The organism is Amycolatopsis anabasis (genome assembly GCF_009765355.1).
Classification (GTDB): Bacteria; Actinomycetota; Actinomycetes; order Mycobacteriales; family Pseudonocardiaceae; genus Amycolatopsis; species Amycolatopsis anabasis.
This window is the reverse complement of the sequence record NZ_VTHK01000077.1, coordinates 1-14,143: the sequence shown is the minus strand read 5'-3', so window position 1 is coordinate 14,143 and position 14,143 is coordinate 1. Positions and strand designations below refer to the sequence as shown.

General features: G+C 68.3%; 17 protein-coding genes. 9 read left to right on the top strand and 8 right to left on the bottom strand.

Annotation, left to right across the window (positions count from 1 at the left end; translation table 11 throughout):
* Positions 1–83: 83 nt before the first annotated feature.
* A complete protein-coding gene (locus tag FXO23_RS51300; RefSeq protein WP_218952369.1) occupies positions 84–260 on the bottom strand; it encodes a hypothetical protein in 177 nt (58 codons plus the stop codon).
* Here FXO23_RS51300 and FXO23_RS45885 point away from each other — a divergent pair.
* Entirely contained in the window at positions 250–1,683 is a 1,434-nt protein-coding gene (locus FXO23_RS45885) for a SulP family inorganic anion transporter (RefSeq protein ID WP_343034595.1), read from the top strand. The two genes, FXO23_RS51300 and FXO23_RS45885, sit on opposite strands and share 11 nt — an antisense overlap.
* A gap of 85 nt (positions 1,684–1,768) precedes the next feature.
* Here the strand turns inward: FXO23_RS45885 and FXO23_RS45880 are convergent, their stop codons facing one another.
* Positions 1,769–2,371 (bottom strand): TetR/AcrR family transcriptional regulator, encoded by a 603-nt coding sequence (locus FXO23_RS45880; RefSeq protein ID WP_158894568.1) that lies wholly within the window; start codon positions 2,369–2,371, stop codon positions 1,769–1,771.
* Positions 2,372–2,470: 99 nt separating this feature from the next.
* Here FXO23_RS45880 and FXO23_RS45875 point away from each other — a divergent pair, with 99 nt between their 5' ends.
* On the top strand, positions 2,471–3,916 hold the full coding sequence (locus FXO23_RS45875; protein WP_343034594.1) for an MFS transporter: 1,446 nt from the start codon (positions 2,471–2,473) through the stop codon (positions 3,914–3,916).
* Positions 3,917–3,931: 15 nt separating this feature from the next.
* On the opposite strand, the gene FXO23_RS45870 is transcribed toward FXO23_RS45875, so the two are convergent.
* Positions 3,932–4,561, bottom strand: a complete 630-nt coding sequence (locus FXO23_RS45870) for an antibiotic biosynthesis monooxygenase family protein (RefSeq protein WP_158894565.1) — start codon at positions 4,559–4,561, stop codon at positions 3,932–3,934.
* 33 nt (positions 4,562–4,594) lie between these two features.
* A complete protein-coding gene (locus FXO23_RS45865) occupies positions 4,595–4,753 on the bottom strand; it encodes a hypothetical protein (RefSeq protein ID WP_158894562.1) in 159 nt (52 codons plus the stop codon).
* A gap of 306 nt (positions 4,754–5,059) precedes the next feature.
* Between FXO23_RS45865 and FXO23_RS45860 the strand changes: the two genes are divergently transcribed.
* The 3 genes from FXO23_RS45860 (at position 5,060) to FXO23_RS51295 (ending at position 7,212) form a co-directional block, all read left to right on the top strand.
* A complete protein-coding gene (locus FXO23_RS45860) occupies positions 5,060–5,593 on the top strand; it encodes a hypothetical protein (RefSeq protein WP_158894559.1) in 534 nt (177 codons plus the stop codon).
* A 333-nt stretch (positions 5,594–5,926) separates the two neighbouring features.
* Positions 5,927–6,280 carry a hypothetical protein gene (locus FXO23_RS45855; protein WP_158894556.1) on the top strand — a complete coding sequence of 118 codons (354 nt, stop codon included), beginning with the start codon at positions 5,927–5,929 and terminating at the stop codon, positions 6,278–6,280.
* A 458-nt stretch (positions 6,281–6,738) separates the two neighbouring features.
* Complete coding sequence (locus FXO23_RS51295; protein ID WP_218952363.1) at positions 6,739–7,212, top strand: hypothetical protein; 474 nt, start codon at positions 6,739–6,741, stop codon at positions 7,210–7,212.
* A 110-nt stretch (positions 7,213–7,322) separates the two neighbouring features.
* Here the strand turns inward: FXO23_RS51295 and FXO23_RS45845 are convergent, their stop codons facing one another.
* On the bottom strand, positions 7,323–7,778 hold the full coding sequence (locus FXO23_RS45845; RefSeq protein ID WP_281356737.1) for an SLATT domain-containing protein: 456 nt from the start codon (positions 7,776–7,778) through the stop codon (positions 7,323–7,325).
* Between FXO23_RS45845 and FXO23_RS45840 the strand changes: the two genes are divergently transcribed.
* Positions 7,732–8,397: a hypothetical protein gene (locus tag FXO23_RS45840; RefSeq protein ID WP_158894547.1), complete on the top strand. Its 666-nt coding sequence runs from the start codon at positions 7,732–7,734 to the stop codon at positions 8,395–8,397. The genes FXO23_RS45845 and FXO23_RS45840 overlap by 47 nt on opposite strands.
* 210 nt (positions 8,398–8,607) lie before the next feature.
* Here FXO23_RS45840 and FXO23_RS45835 read toward each other — a convergent pair whose 3' ends face one another.
* Positions 8,608–9,546 carry an alpha/beta hydrolase gene (locus FXO23_RS45835; RefSeq protein ID WP_158894545.1) on the bottom strand — a complete coding sequence of 313 codons (939 nt, stop codon included), beginning with the start codon at positions 9,544–9,546 and terminating at the stop codon, positions 8,608–8,610.
* 156 nt (positions 9,547–9,702) lie between these two features.
* Here FXO23_RS45835 and FXO23_RS45830 point away from each other — a divergent pair, with 156 nt between their 5' ends.
* On the top strand, positions 9,703–10,668 hold the full coding sequence (locus tag FXO23_RS45830) for a GlxA family transcriptional regulator (RefSeq protein WP_246258474.1): 966 nt from the start codon (positions 9,703–9,705) through the stop codon (positions 10,666–10,668).
* 120 nt (positions 10,669–10,788) lie between these two features.
* Here FXO23_RS45830 and FXO23_RS45825 read toward each other — a convergent pair whose 3' ends face one another.
* Positions 10,789–12,180, bottom strand: a complete 1,392-nt coding sequence (locus FXO23_RS45825; protein WP_246258473.1) for an MmgE/PrpD family protein — start codon at positions 12,178–12,180, stop codon at positions 10,789–10,791.
* Positions 12,181–12,260: 80 nt separating this feature from the next.
* Positions 12,261–12,923 carry a GntR family transcriptional regulator gene (locus FXO23_RS52430; protein ID WP_281356736.1) on the bottom strand — a complete coding sequence of 221 codons (663 nt, stop codon included), beginning with the start codon at positions 12,921–12,923 and terminating at the stop codon, positions 12,261–12,263.
* Between the two features lie 127 nt (positions 12,924–13,050).
* On the opposite strand from FXO23_RS52430, the gene FXO23_RS45815 reads away from it, so the two are divergent.
* Together FXO23_RS45815 and FXO23_RS45810 are read left to right on the top strand one after the other, a co-directional pair.
* A complete protein-coding gene (locus FXO23_RS45815) occupies positions 13,051–13,944 on the top strand; it encodes an isocitrate lyase/PEP mutase family protein (protein WP_179957064.1) in 894 nt (297 codons plus the stop codon).
* A 17-nt stretch (positions 13,945–13,961) separates the two neighbouring features.
* On the top strand, positions 13,962–14,143 hold a 182-nt coding region (locus tag FXO23_RS45810; protein ID WP_281356735.1), incomplete at its 3' end, for a PrpF domain-containing protein.

Here is a 14,143-nt window from a genome sequence, read left to right as displayed (position 1 = left end):
CAAATAGCGAGCGCCGTTCGAGGCGGCACTCGAATACGCCGCCACCCAGGGGCAGTGCCGCTCCTGATACCCCTCAGTCCTCGTCACGGCATCGACAGGCAGCAGGCTGTTTGCTTGTCGGCGTGCCGTGGCCCGCCCTGCGCCGGGAGCAGCTCGGCGCCGAACACGTCAGGTTGTCGCGTGCCCTCATCCTCGTCGTTGTCGTTGCCCCGTGCGCGGTGGACCAGGCCGTCGTGGCTGTCACCGAAGGTGGCCCGCACGGAGATCCTGGCCGGCCTCGTGGTCGCACTGGCGCTGATCCCGGAGGCGATCTCGTTCTCCATCATCGCCGGGGTGGACCCCAGCATCGGGCTGTTCGCCTCGTTCACCATGGCCGTGGTGATCTCGATCGTCGGAGGCCGGCCAGCGATGATCTCGGCGGCCACCGGCGCGATCGCGCTCGTGGTCGCCCCACTGGCCCGGGAGCACGGGCTGAGCTACCTGATCGCCGCGGTGATCCTGGGCGGACTGTTCCAGATCGTGCTCGGCGCGCTCGGGATCGCCCGGCTAATGCGGTTCGTGCCACGCAGCGTGATGGTCGGGTTCGTCAACGCCCTGGCCATCCTGATCTTCATGGCGCAGGTCCCCGAACTGATCGACGTGCCGTGGCCGGTCTACCCGCTGTTCGCCGGCGGCCTGGTGCTCATGCTGGTGTTCCCCCGGCTGACCAAGGCAGTCCCTGCACCGCTGGTGTCGATCGTGGCGCTCACCACACTGACCATCGCCGCCGGAATCGCGGTGCCCACCGTCGGAGACAAGGGCGCCCTGCCCACCTCATTGCCGGTGCCCGGCCTGCCGCAGGTGCCGTTCACCCTGGACACCCTCGCCCTGCTCGCGCCCTACGCGCTCGCGTTCGCCCTGGTCGGCCTGATGGAATCGCTGATGACCGCGAAACTGGTCGACGACATCACCGACACCCACTCCAACAAGACCCGAGAATCCATCGGCCAGGGCATCGCCAACATCGTCACCGGCTTCTTCGGCGGCATGGGCGGCTGCGCGATGATCGGCCAGACCATGATCAACGTCAAGACCGCCGGCGCCCGGACACGACTGTCGACGTTCCTGGCCGGGGTGTTCCTGATGGTGCTGTGCATCGCCTTCGGGCCGCTGGTCTCCGACATCCCGATGGCCGCGCTGGTGGCGGTCATGGTGCTGGTCGCGTTCGGCACCTTCGACTGGCACAGCATCGCGCCCGCCACGCTCAAGCGGATGCCGACCGGCGAGATCACCGTCATGGTCGTCACCGTGGCCGTCGTGGTGGCCAGCGACAACCTGGCCATCGGCGTGATCGTCGGCACGATCACCGGCCTGATCATCTTCGCCCGCCGGGTCGCGCATCTGGTCAACGTCACCGCCGCGGTCGACCCCGACGGAACCCAGGTCGTCTACGCCGTCACCGGCGAGCTGTTCTTCGCTTCCAGCAACGACCTGGTCTACCAGTTCAACTACACCGGCGATCCGGACAAGGTCGTCATCGACCTGACCGACGCCCACATCTGGGACGCCTCCACCGTCGCCGCACTCGATGCGATCACCACCAAGTACGAGGCACGCGGCAAGAGCGTCGAGATCGTCGGCCTCAACGAGCACAGCGCCACCATGCACGGCAGGCTCACCGGCGAGCTCGCCGCCAACCACTGACAACACGCACCACGCGTGAGCGGCGGCTGTCACGGGCCGCCGCTCACGCGAGTTCCGTGGCGGAACGACCGCACTGTCGTCGCTGTCAGCGCCGGAACAGGGTGTCCAGGTGGTAGCGGAGCACCGTCATCGCACCGTCCACATCATATTGTCCTATAAGGACACTGGTGCCCAGGCCATGGCTGAGTGTCACCAGACGTGCCGCCTCCATCGAGACGTCCACGCCTGCGGCCACCTGCCCGTCGGCCTGCGCTTGCCGCAGCGCGTCGGCGAGTTGCCGTTGAAGGTCATCCACGTTGGCGATAAACGGCTCCGCCGTCAGACTGGGGTCAGTCATCGCCAGTACCGCGTACGAGGTGCCGACCAGATGGAAGGTTCGGCTCTGCTCGTCGGTGGGCAGTGCTTCGGCCAGGAATGCCTCGACGAAGGCCCGCGGCGGCACCGGGCTCGGTAGCTCGGCCACGCGTGCCGCCCACCGCTGACGGCTCTGCTGCTCCAGGTGTCTCAGCGCGCCCAGCAGCAGCTGTTCCTTGGTGTCGAAGTAGTACTGGACCAGCCGCAGCGACACCCCCGATTCGGCGGCCACCGCGCGCATCGTGACCGCGTGCAACCCGTCCTGGGCGGCGACCCGAACCAGAGCCTCGGCGATGTGGGCGCGACGTTCCGCGTGATCGACGGTCCTCGGCACCGGTACGTCCTTCCTCGTTCACCGCTATCGTGGTACAAGCGTATATGATACAGCGGTACCATTAAGTGTAGGTGCAGACGCAGTGAGTCTGGAGGTGCTGTGGGGTATCACGACGCCCATGCCGTCGATCCGACGTTACGGACGGCCGGACGGCACGGGCCGCAGGTGGTTCTGGCGCTGGCCTGCGCAGCGCAGTTCATGGTCGTGCTCGACATCTCCGTGGTGAACGTCGCCCTGCCGTCCATCCAGCGGTCGCTCGGTTTCGACGAGACGAGTCAGCAATGGGTGGTCAACGCCTACGCGCTGACGTTCGCCGGGCTGCTCCTGCTCGGTGGGCGCCTGGCCGATCTCTACGGCCGCCGACGGGTCTTCCTCACTGGGCTCGCGCTGTTCTCCGGCGCGAGCCTGGCAGGTGGCCTGGCCGACACGGCCGGGTTACTCATTGCCGCCCGCGCGGTCCAGGGTCTGGGCGCGGCCATCCTCGCCCCGGCTACGCTGACCGTCCTCACCAGCACCTTTCCCGAAGGCACTCGGCGCACCCGCGCACTGGCGCTGTGGACCGCGGTAGGGGTCGCGGGCGGCACGGCAGGCAACCTCCTCGGTGGCGTGCTCACCGAGTACCTGTCCTGGCGGTCGATCCTGCTGATCAACGTCCCGATCGGTGCGGTAGCCATCGTGCTGGCGCTGCGGTTCATCACCGGGCACGACCGTCCGGCGGCGCGGTCACGGCTCGACGTGGCCGGCGCAGTCCTGGCCACGCTGGGCCTGACCGCGCTGACCTACGGCATCGCACAGTCCCACGCCGAGGGTTGGGGCGCCCCGGCGACGGTCGTGAGCATGCTGGCCGGGGTCGTGGCCCTGACGGGGTTCGTCGTGGTCGAGGCGCGCTTCGCCCCGGTCCCGGTCATTCCGCTGCGCCTGTTCCGGGCTCGCGCGATCAGCCTCGGCAACGTGGTGATGCTGCTGGCCGGGGCCTGTCTCAACCCGATGTGGTTCTTCCTGACCCTGTCCATGCAGAACGTCCTGCACTACAGCCCACTGCAGACCGGTCTCGGGTTCCTCCCGCACACCGTGGTCACCATCCTGGTCGCCGCCCGCGTCACCCCATGGCTGATGCGGCGCGTCGACAGCCGGACCCTGATCGCGATCGGCGCCCTGCTCACCGCCGCCGGGTTCGTCTGGCAGAGCCAGCTGACGCCGGACAGCGGGTACCTGTCCGGGATCCTGGGGCCGGCAATCGTGTTCTCCATCGGCGGCGGTCTGCTCAACACACCGATCACCACCACCGTCACCTCCGGTGTCCACACCTCGGACGCCGGTGCCGCGTCCGGTCTGATGAACACCACCAAGCAGGTCGGCGGCGCGCTCGGCCTGGCCATCCTGGTCACCGTCACCAGCAGCCACACCGCCACCCCAGAGGCGCTTGCCACCGCTTACAGCCGCGCGTTCGTGGTGATCGCGGCACTGATGGTGGTCGTCGCCTCGCTGGCGTGCATCCTGCCGTCCCAGCGCGACGAACGCCGATCACCCGAGCCGACGCGCTGAAGACCATGGGATCGGCTAACCCACAGGTGCGGTGAGGATGCGGTGGAGGTGGTACCGCTTGCCGCCGAGCGGCTGCACTCCAGGAGTGTTGGCGAAAAGGTCGTGCAGGTCGTCGTGCGCGCCACTCGCCGCAGCTTCACCGTGCGCCTCCTGGGAAGTCCACTCGGTGTAGTTGAGCATCCAGCCGCCGTCGAGGCTGAGATGGAAGTGCGCGGAGATCGCCCCCGGATGGCCATCGTCCTCGGGCAGCGCGGCGATCAGCGAGTCGACGAACCGGCGCTGCCGCTCCGGACCGTCCACTGTGAACAACGCGGTCACAAGGCAACCCGGCACGCGGGTCTCCTCCGGCGTAGTCAGGCTGCGATACACCCGGTAGGCGATCGGCTCCGCGCCCAGGGTCCGCAAGCCGGGCAGGTCGGCAGAGGGGCGCTCGGACGTGCACTGGATATATGCCAGCACGTTCGCGCCGTCGGTACTCAGAAAGCAGTTCAGCGACACCACGTCCGCAGGCCAGGGCTCACACTGCCAGTCGATGCACAGTTGCTCGGCGACCATCCGTTGCACCCGCTCATCGGTCACGTCAAGGGAAGCGACCAGAACGGTAGGGGCGTCGGGTCGGTCGACGACTGGGAACGGCACTGCCACGGGCATCTCCTCGTCATCAGGTGCAGTCAGGTTCTATCCGATACCGGACGATCCGGACAGGGCAACGGAGTTTCCGGCTACCTGTGCCCTCACCACCTGCCGCCTCCTGGCCGCACGAGCGGCGAGCACCGCCACCAGCCCGATCAGCACCCACACCGGGACCGCCACGTCCACCAGGAGCGCATCCGCCACCAGGGACCGTTCGGGCGACGGCAGTGCGCCGCCTGCGCTTGCCCTCTGGCGGACGGTCAATCTGCGGGAGCAGGGGCTCCAGCGACGCGGAGTATCGAGGCCCTCCTACGACGTAAGATCATCTCGTGATCTTCGTCATGAGAGTCGCACGAAAACGAGACACATGACGGCCCAGCAAGGATCCGGCACCATCCGCTGCCGCGCCGCTGGACCAGGACACGAACCAATGTAGACACGGCGACTGCGGCCAGAACTCGACCGTTCACCGGAAGTCAGAAAGGCTGGCCGAAGACGGTCGAACGATACATGCAGTTCCCGAACGAAGCGTTCCAGCATGTCATCGATGAGGCATGCGCTATTCGATTCAACCCGCGCAGCCCGATCTTCTACCCCGAATCGCTGCGGGACCGGTTGCAGCGTGACGGTGCGACGGAGGTGCTTCGTTTGGCCGACCAGCGGATGCGCTCGATGCGGTGGGGGCTCTACCGGGTGCAACGGGTGTTCTCCGCACCGGCGCATGCCGATCGCAACCTGACCCCGGTGATGTCCGGTTCCCGCACCGACATCCTGGCTCAGCTTCGGGTGCTCGCCGACCGGCTTGATCTCGGCTCCGAGGGTGACGGCGACTGCCAGCGCATCTGGATCAGCAGCCGACAGGACAGCTACCCGCACCTGGAAGACTTCTTCGTCGCCGCTCCGCAGCAGGCCCTCTCCAAAGTCGGTCCCGGCTTTCCCGCGGCGTGGAAGAAGTACTGGGCCGAGACGTCTGAGCACGATCCGGCGCGTGAACTCGACGACCGTGCCACAGCGGCCGCGGAGGCCCTCGCCGCGGCCGCCTGACCCGTCCCTGGCGCCACTCCCCGACCCCGCCCGCCGGCGCGGGTGTACCCGGCCCCGGTTCGCCGGTGCCCCCGCAGGTCCGGCGTGCCGATCCGAGGTCAGTGCCGTCTGTTTCCGCAACACCACATCGGCCCGATGATGCCGGTTATCCACAGACGCGTCGTGTGCGGTTGTTGTCACCCGCGAACCGCGTGCGTCTCGGTCCACCCTCCCGTTCGAGCCGCGCGGTGCCGCGACCCAACCCCGTGCCTGTCACACCTGGTGGGCGCGCCGATCGCCTCCCGGCCGCCGGCGTGACGACCACAACACCATCAACAGAGAAGCGAGTTTTCTATGGGACATGTCTCCTTTCTCCTGTACCAGGAAGGCACCGATCTCCGAGGTGTCTTCACCGCGGCCGTGGAAGCTGATCGGCGCCAGCACGGCGTCGACGAGACCACGGGGTCCATCGGCCAGAAGTCTCGTGTGTACCTCATCGAACACACGCTGCGGCCCCGCGAAGACGCCGAGCGCCGCGCTCGGGAGCTGATCGACGCCTTGGGCGAGGAAATGCTCGGCAACCACCCTGCCGGCCAGCTGAGCGCGATGGTGGGTGACGGATATAGCGACAGTTGCGGTGCGTTGCGCGTTGCCGACCACCGCGGGCTGCCCACCGCGTTTGTCTTCTTCGGATTCCGCAATGAGTAGTGCCCTCGTTGTGCCGGCGCAGCTGGTCCGCGACGCCGAGGCCGACACCAAACCGCCGGTGCTGCTGTGGTATCTGGCCTGGTCGTTGGGTAGGCGCGCATCGCAGTGCCCAGTCTCTGCCGGGCAGAACCCATTTTCGCGGGGACGCGTGTTCGCTCTGCACTACTGGTGGCGATGCGGCCATATGGGGTTGGCCAGCCCCGTCGACGCCTACCTCGAAGTACCGCGTGAGGTCATGAACCTCACCAACCTACCGGAGTGGGACACCTGGCCCGGCCCCTGCGCGTGCGGGTGTAACCACGGCGGCTGGTGCGGTGAGTGCGGCCACGCCGGATGCGCGGCCAACGGCCGACCGGTCCCGCCTCTGGGGTATCCCGTGCCGCGCGAGTCTCCCTGACGACTTCCGCGACGAGTCACGGTGCCAACTCGGTTCCGACTGGGTCGCCAATGAGTTCGCCGTGGATCGGCTGGCGTCGATACTTGCCCTGCATGCCACGGCTTCCGTCGCTGTTCTCCGCCACTTCGCCAAGCCCGTATGCACTTCGACGTCCACCGCCGTCCTTGGTCTCATGTGGATAGATCTGCCGAGCCGTGCTGCGGTTTGCGTCGCATTCACCATGGGAGGAAGGGAAGTGACCATGTCTCGCGACCCGATCCTGCGGGTCATCCAAATCAGTGGCGGCATCACCAGCTGTATTGTCGGTCTGCGGGTCGCCGCCCGCTACGGCACTGACAACCTCGTGCTGCTGTTTGCTGACACTTTGATTTGTGCACGGTCGGTCAGTGACCACTTCGCCGTCGCCACCGTCGTCATCGCCAGACAAACAGGGGTCCAGTGCGAACAGGTACTCAAGGCGGTCGGCAAAGTTCCGCCCCGCCAACACCAATTGCCGTGGCATTGGCTGCAGTGCAGTGTTCAGAGAACCCGCTAGGAAGTCTTGGTTACTCCTGCACCACAGGATCTGGTCGGCCGTTTCGTGACACACGCGGCCTATCCACTACGAACCCAAAGTCTGGCGCTGGTTTGGCTCTGGCCCGAGGGCTAGCTGGCTGATCGGGAGCGGGATGCGCGCCACATAATGTGCTCCCGACTCACCGCTTCCTCGGCATCTGCGGCCTCTGCAGCCCAGGATTCCTCGTCGGTGGTTCGTTCCAAGCGCTCCCTGGCCATGGTCAGTTCGTGGGCGGCGAAGGTGTAGGCACGGGAGAGTGTGGTGTACTGGCGCAAGTTCACCCACGCCGTGCCTGCGGCGATCATGGCTGCAACGACGCCAGCCAGATCGACGTTGAGGTAGCCGACTACCTTGGCTAGTGCAGCGGAGATACCGAGTATTTCGATAGTCAACAGAGCGGTACGCCATTTGCTGGAGAGCCTGTCGTTGGGCTGCCCGGTACCCGTGCCCGATAGCGTTCGACGATCCTCACCTCGACGAGCGACAAAGGTCCGTTGCGTGAGGAAAGAAGCAGGCCGCGCTCTGCCGGCCGACCCGTCGGACATCCACCTCAGTTACTCCCATCGCCAGTACTGGTGGTTCGACGCCGACGCCGAACCACAGGTATGGCACGTCTCCGCCGACATCTACGACGACAGCGGCACCGAGGTCCTCATCCACATCGCGGACGTGAGCATCGTGCTGGTCGACGTCTACGAGACCGAAGACCCCTTCGGCGTGCTCGACGGGGAAGACGCCGATCTCGGCCTGATCGCCGAAACCCTCTTCGACCCCGCCACCGGCCGGCTCACCGAGGGACCGGACGACCGGCTCGAGCCGATGGGCGACCGCATCCTCATCCTCGACTCCGTCCGCCGCGCCCCCGAATGGCGCGGCCACGGTATCGGTGTGTTGCTCGCCGGAACCGCGATCAAGAAACTGTCCGGCGGAGTCCGGGCTGCCGTCTGCTACCCCGCCCCGCTCGACGCCCCTGCCCACCAGCGCGGCGACGAGAATCCCCGCGAGCGTCAGGCCGCGATCACTGCACTGGCCGGCGTGTGGGGAAAGCTCGGCTTCGAGCACTACCGCGGCGGTGTCTACGTGCTCGACCTCAACCTCGTCACCCTCGACGACCGCCTGCGGCACCTCCGCAAGAACGCCGAACAGCGCCGCGCCGACGACTGAGGTACCGATCCCCGACCGCGACAGCCCAGACAACACCACCGACAAGGCTGGGAGTGCCGCCGCTGCGGCTGGCCGACACTCGCCCTGTGTGGCCCGTCCTGGAGGTCATCAGCCTGGATGAGTTGTTCACCCTCCACCACGACCGCGCCTCCGCTCTGGCCGCCGTGGATGCCGCAGGCGCGTTGAGGGATCGTCGTGTGCCCGGTCCGGTCAGGGGTGGAGGGCTTCGCGCAGTGCGCGTATCTGGTCGGTGAGGTTGCGTTCGCTGAGGCGGGCCTGGGGGAAGAGGAGGTCGAAGCCGTGGACGGCGCCGGGGACTTGCACGAGTTCGGTGGTGACGCCGGCGGCGGACAGGCGTGCGGCGTAGTCGCGGCCCTCGTCGCGGAGCGGGTCGATCTCCGCCACGGCGATGTAGGTGGGCGGCAGGCCGCTGAGGTCGGTGGCGCGGCTCGGGAAGGCGTAGGGGGCGGCGTGGCTGTCCTTCGCGTAGTACCGCACGGCCAGGTCCAGCGCGCCGCGGGTGAGGACCGGGGTGTCGGTGAACTCCCGTGCCGAGGCAGTGGTCAGGCTGCCGTCCACGCCCGGGTAGGTCAGAGACTGGAAGAGCACGTGCGGGCCTGCCTGGTCGCGGGCACGCAGCACGGTGGAGGCGGCGATGTTCCCGCCGGCACTGCCGCCGGCCACCGCGATGCGCGTGGGGTCGCCGCCGAGTTCGGCGGGGTTGGCGGCGATCCAGGTCAGGGCGGCGTAGGCGTCGTCGGCCGCGGCCGGGTAGGGGTGTTCGGGGGCGAGGCGGTAGTCGACGGAGACCACGACAGCCCGGGCATCGCGGGCGTAGCGCAGGGACCGTCCCTCTTCGGCCTCGGGGGATCCGTAGGTGTAGGCGCCGCCGTGCACGTAGAGGATCATCGGCAGGTTTTCGGGGGTGTCGGGCCGGTAGACGCGCAGCCGCAGTTGTCCTCCGGGGCCGGGTATGTAGAGGTCCCGCACCTTGACCTGGTCGTCGACGGGAGTGTCGGGGTGTGTGCGCAGGAGTGCGTACCGCTGGGGGTCGGCGAGGACCGCGTCCAGGCCGTAGACGGGGAAGACGCCGGTGTCGGCGGTGTCGAGCAGGGTCTGGATCTCGGGATCGACGGCGGGAACGGCCATGGCTGAGGGCCACCTTCCAGGATGTGGGGACCGGGGGTTGCCCGGTGCTGGTGTGCGGAACGGACCTCAGTCTCTGCCGATCATGAGCGACGCGGAAGTGGCCCGGGAGCCACTATCTGCAACTATTGGGCCATGCCTGTCGCGACACCTCACCATGTGGCCGTTCTCGCTCTCGCACCGGTGGTGGCGTTCGACCTCAGCATCCCGGCCCAGATGCTGGCCGGGGTCGAAACTCGCGCGGGACAGGCGGCCTACGAGGTGCGCACCCTCACCCCGGACGGCTCCCCGGTGCCGACGGTGAACGGGTACGTCGTCACGCCCCAGGGCGATCTGTCCTTGCTGGAGCACGCGGACACGGTGATCGTCGCGGGGACCCGCTGCCCGGGCGTGGTCGAGGACGGTGTGGTGGATCCCCGTGTAGCGGAGGCGTTGCGTGCGGCCCGGCAGCGCGCCCGGCTGGTGTCGCTGTGCACCGGCTCGTTCGTCCTCGCGGCCGCAGGCCTGCTGGAGGGCGGCCGGGCTGCGACCCATTGGCGCTACGCGCAGCAGTTCAGGCGGCTGTTTCCGGCGGTCGACCTCGACACCAACCCGCTGTACGTCGCCGATCGCGGGATTCTGACCTCGGCCGGCGGCGCGGCGGCCATCGACCTGTGCCTGCACCTGGTCCGGGAGGACCACGGCAGCTCCGTGGCCAACCGCGTGGCCCGGTACAACGTGGTCGCGCCCGTGCGGGACGGCGGGCAGGCGCAGTACATCGAACGCCCGGTCCGGGAGGACGCGGGGACCTCGACGGCCGGGGCGCGGACGCTGATGACGGAACATCTCGATCGCCGGCTGTCCCTCAAGGACCTCGCGGCGCACTGCCACATGAGCGTGCGGACGTTCACCCGGCGGTTCCGGCAGGAGACCGGGCTCTCCCCTGCCGCGTGGCTCGCTTCAGCGCGTCTGGAGCACGCGCGCCACCTGCTGGAGTCGACGGAGCTGCCCGTTGAGGACATCGCGGCCAGGACCGGTTTGGGCAGCGGGACGAATCTGCGGCAGCGCATGCGGGACGCGCTGGACACCACTCCCTCCGCCTACCGCAAGGCATTCCGCGTCGCCCCCGCCGCGCACACGTCATAGGTCCGAATCTGGCCAGCCCGATGGCTTGCCGCGCTGAGCCGTCGCTGCCTCCCGATGAAAACCGCTGATGATCGTTCGGGTCGGCGAGTGGGGCTTGTGAGAGTCGATTGCGGCGGTGGTTCACTCCGCGCGGCAGGCCTCGGCGAAGTCGGTCGCGGGAGTGTCCGGGGAAAGGCCGAGTACCGTCTCGCGTACGCGGTCGGCGGTGGTTTTCCCGGCTGCCTGGGCTATGTTCGACTCGAATTTGGCGACGATGTCCTCGTGGGTGAGTGGGCGTTTCTCGTGTCCGCGATTGATCTGTTCCCGGTGGTGCAGGACGGTGCCGTCGGTGAGCTCGATCTCGACGGCGCCGGAGAACGCTTCCGGATAGGCACTTTCCGGGTCGTCAAGGATTCGCACGCGGCCGGCCAGTGCGAGGATGTGTGGATCACGCAACGCGCTGTCTTCGAGTTCGGCCAGGGTGAATCGGCCGCGGACGAGTGCCGAGGACACCGCGTAGGGCAGGCTGAATTTGGCGTCGTATTCATCCCGCGGTTTCCACTTGGCGTCCGCGGGTTCGCACACGATCTTCCGGGAAATGGGGTGGATCGCGCAGCGGATCTCGGTGATGTCTTCGAGCCGGAATTCGTGGGCTCCGCGTAAGGCGAGCGCGGCGTCGGTGAACGCGTGGTTGTAGTGGCACATCGGGTACGGTTTGACGGCCACCCGCAGCAGTTCCCAGGTCCTGCCCAGGTCCTTGGCGACGACCGCCGGCTCCACGTCGTGCCCGCCCACATGCGTGGCGTACAAGCCGAATCGGCCCTCGTACACCTCGGGCGGCCCGCTCCAGCCGGCACCGGCGAAGCTCGCCGCGGTCAGCCCCGAAAGCGCGGCCCAGCCCGGGTGCAGCCGCTTCGTCCAGGCACCGGTGTCGAGAAACTGCATCAGCCCGGAGGCCATGGAGCCGACGATGCCCTGCGCCATACCGAGCCGCGGCATGTCGAGCCCGGCGAGCTTGCCGGCGGCGACCGCGGCCCCGAAGGCTCCCGCCACGGACGTCGGGTGGTATCCGACGTCGTGGAAAGCACCTCCGGCGGCCATGCCGACCCGGGCGGTGAGTTCGACACCCATGACGTACGCGGCGAGAAGCTCCCGAAGCGTCGCGTTCGCGGACGTCGCCGCGGACAGGGCGGCCGGAAGTACCGCCGAGGTGGTGTGCGCGACCGCCGGCAGGTGGGTGTCGTCGAAGTCCAGGCCGTGGATCAGTACGCCGTTGAGGACGGCGGCGTCTCGTGAGGACAGCCGGTCGCGCATGCCCAGCACCGCGTGTTCTCCCGTGCCGAATGCGGCCAGCGCGTCGCGGGCCACGGCGGCGAACGGCTGGGTAGCGGACGCGAAGGCGATGCCGACCGCGTCGAGGATGAGGTACCGGGCCCGTTCGAGCACTTCCGCGGGTACGTCCTCGGGCCGGGTTTCGGACACGAACCGCGCGACCTGATCGGACAGGACCGGGGCGGGGGATGCGGTGGTCACGGCAAACCTCCTTCTTTCTCTGGGGAGAGGGCGAATCGTGCTGTCCTGGTCCGCGTCGTCGCGGACCGGCGCCGGAACCCTCACGTCCCGGACGCGGGGGTCGCGGTGCGCAGCAGTACGGCGCGGGCGTTGTGGATGTGTGCGGTCATCACGGCTGCGGCCCATTCGGGGTCGCGTTCCCGGAGCGCGGCCACGATCTCGTGGTGGTGGCCGAGACTGCGCCGCAACGCGGCCGGGCTGTAGGCGTGGAAGTTGCGGCGCACGAGTGGTGCCCGGATCGCGCCGGCGAGCGCCGCGGCGAGTGCCGGGGCGTTGGCCAGCTCGACGAGCCGATCGTGAAACCGCCGGTTGAGCGGGACAAGGGCCTCGAGGTCCTGCTCCGCACCGGGAGCGCCCACCCGTGACATCTCCTGCGCCCATTCCTCGAGTTCGTCGATGTCCTCGTCGGTGGCCGCGGCCGTGGCCAGCGCGGTGAGCCGGGGTTCCAGCGTGGTCCGTACCTCGAACACCGCGTTCAACTCGACGACCGACCAGCTGGCCACGCGAGCACCCCGGTTCGGCGGCAGGTCAACGAGCCCTTCCGCGGCCAGCTGGCGTAGCGCCTCCCGTACCGGAGTCCGGCTCGTGCCCAGTCGTTCGGCGAGCTCGACCTCGCCGAGACGCGTTCCCGGGGGCAGTTCACCGCTCAAGATCAGCTCGCGCAGCTCGGTCACCGAGCGAGCCGTCGATGTCGCGTTCCGCACGCCCATCTCCCTATTGCATACAACTTGTCGACGCAACCCACCATAATCCGAGATATATCTCCAAGCAATCGTTCGACAAGAACAAAGTTGTATGCAACCCTGGCGTCAGTCAGCCAGTGGGAGGTCGATGGTGAGTAACGGCGGCGGAGACGGAACGGCGGCGCGCCGATTACGGAGGAGGCTCGACGCCGCCCGGCTCGAGGGGCCACTGATCGCGCCAGGCGCCTACGACGCGCTTTCGGCGCGCCTGATCGAGCTCGCCGGTTTCGACGCGGTCTACCTGACGGGTTTCGGCGCGGCGGCCTCCCTGCTGGGCAAGCCGGACGTCGGCCTGCTGACCGGCACCGACATGGCCGATCAGGCCCGCCGCCTCGTCCTGGCGACCCACCTGCCGCTGATCGCCGACGCCGACACCGGGTACGGCAACGCCCTCAACGTGGCCCACACCGTGGCGGTCCTGGAGCAGGCAGGCGTGGCGGCGATCCAGGTGGAGGATCAGGTGAGCCCGAAGCGGTGTGGCCACATGAGCGGCAAGGGTGTGATCGACGCGGACGAGATGGCGGGCAAGATCCGCGCCGCGGTGGACACGCGCCGCGATCCCGACCTGGTGCTCATCGCGCGCACCGACGCGATCGCCGTCGACGGGGTCGACGAGGCGATCAAGCGGGCCCGGGCCTACCGGGAAGCCGGGGCGGACGCGCTGTTCATCGAGGCGCCGACGACCGAACCGGACCTCGAACGCATCGCCGGTGAGCTGGCAGGCGAAATGCCGCTGGTGTTCAACCGGGTCGACGACGGACGGACCCCGCACCTGAGCCACCAGCGGATGACCGAACTCGGGTTCGCCGTCGTCCTTTTCCCCGTCACCGCGCTCTTCGCCGCCACCTCCGGTGTCCGGGCCGCGCTGGCCGGACTCGCCGCGGCCGGCGCTCCCCCGGCCGTCCCACCCGGGACGTTCGACGAATTCACCGCTCTGCTCGGGCTGCCGGAACTGCGCGCCCGGGAAGACCGGTACGCCTGACAGGAAAGGAGCCGGCCATGACCAGTAGCGAGCAGGCGACCATCCGGTGTGTGCAGATGCGAGGCGGTACCAGCAAAGGCCTGTACTTCCACGAACGCGACCTTCCCGAACCCGGGCCGCGGCGGGACCTGCTCCTCAAACGCTTGATGGGCACACCCGACGTGCTGCAGATCGACGGCCTCGGCGGATCACGCATGAT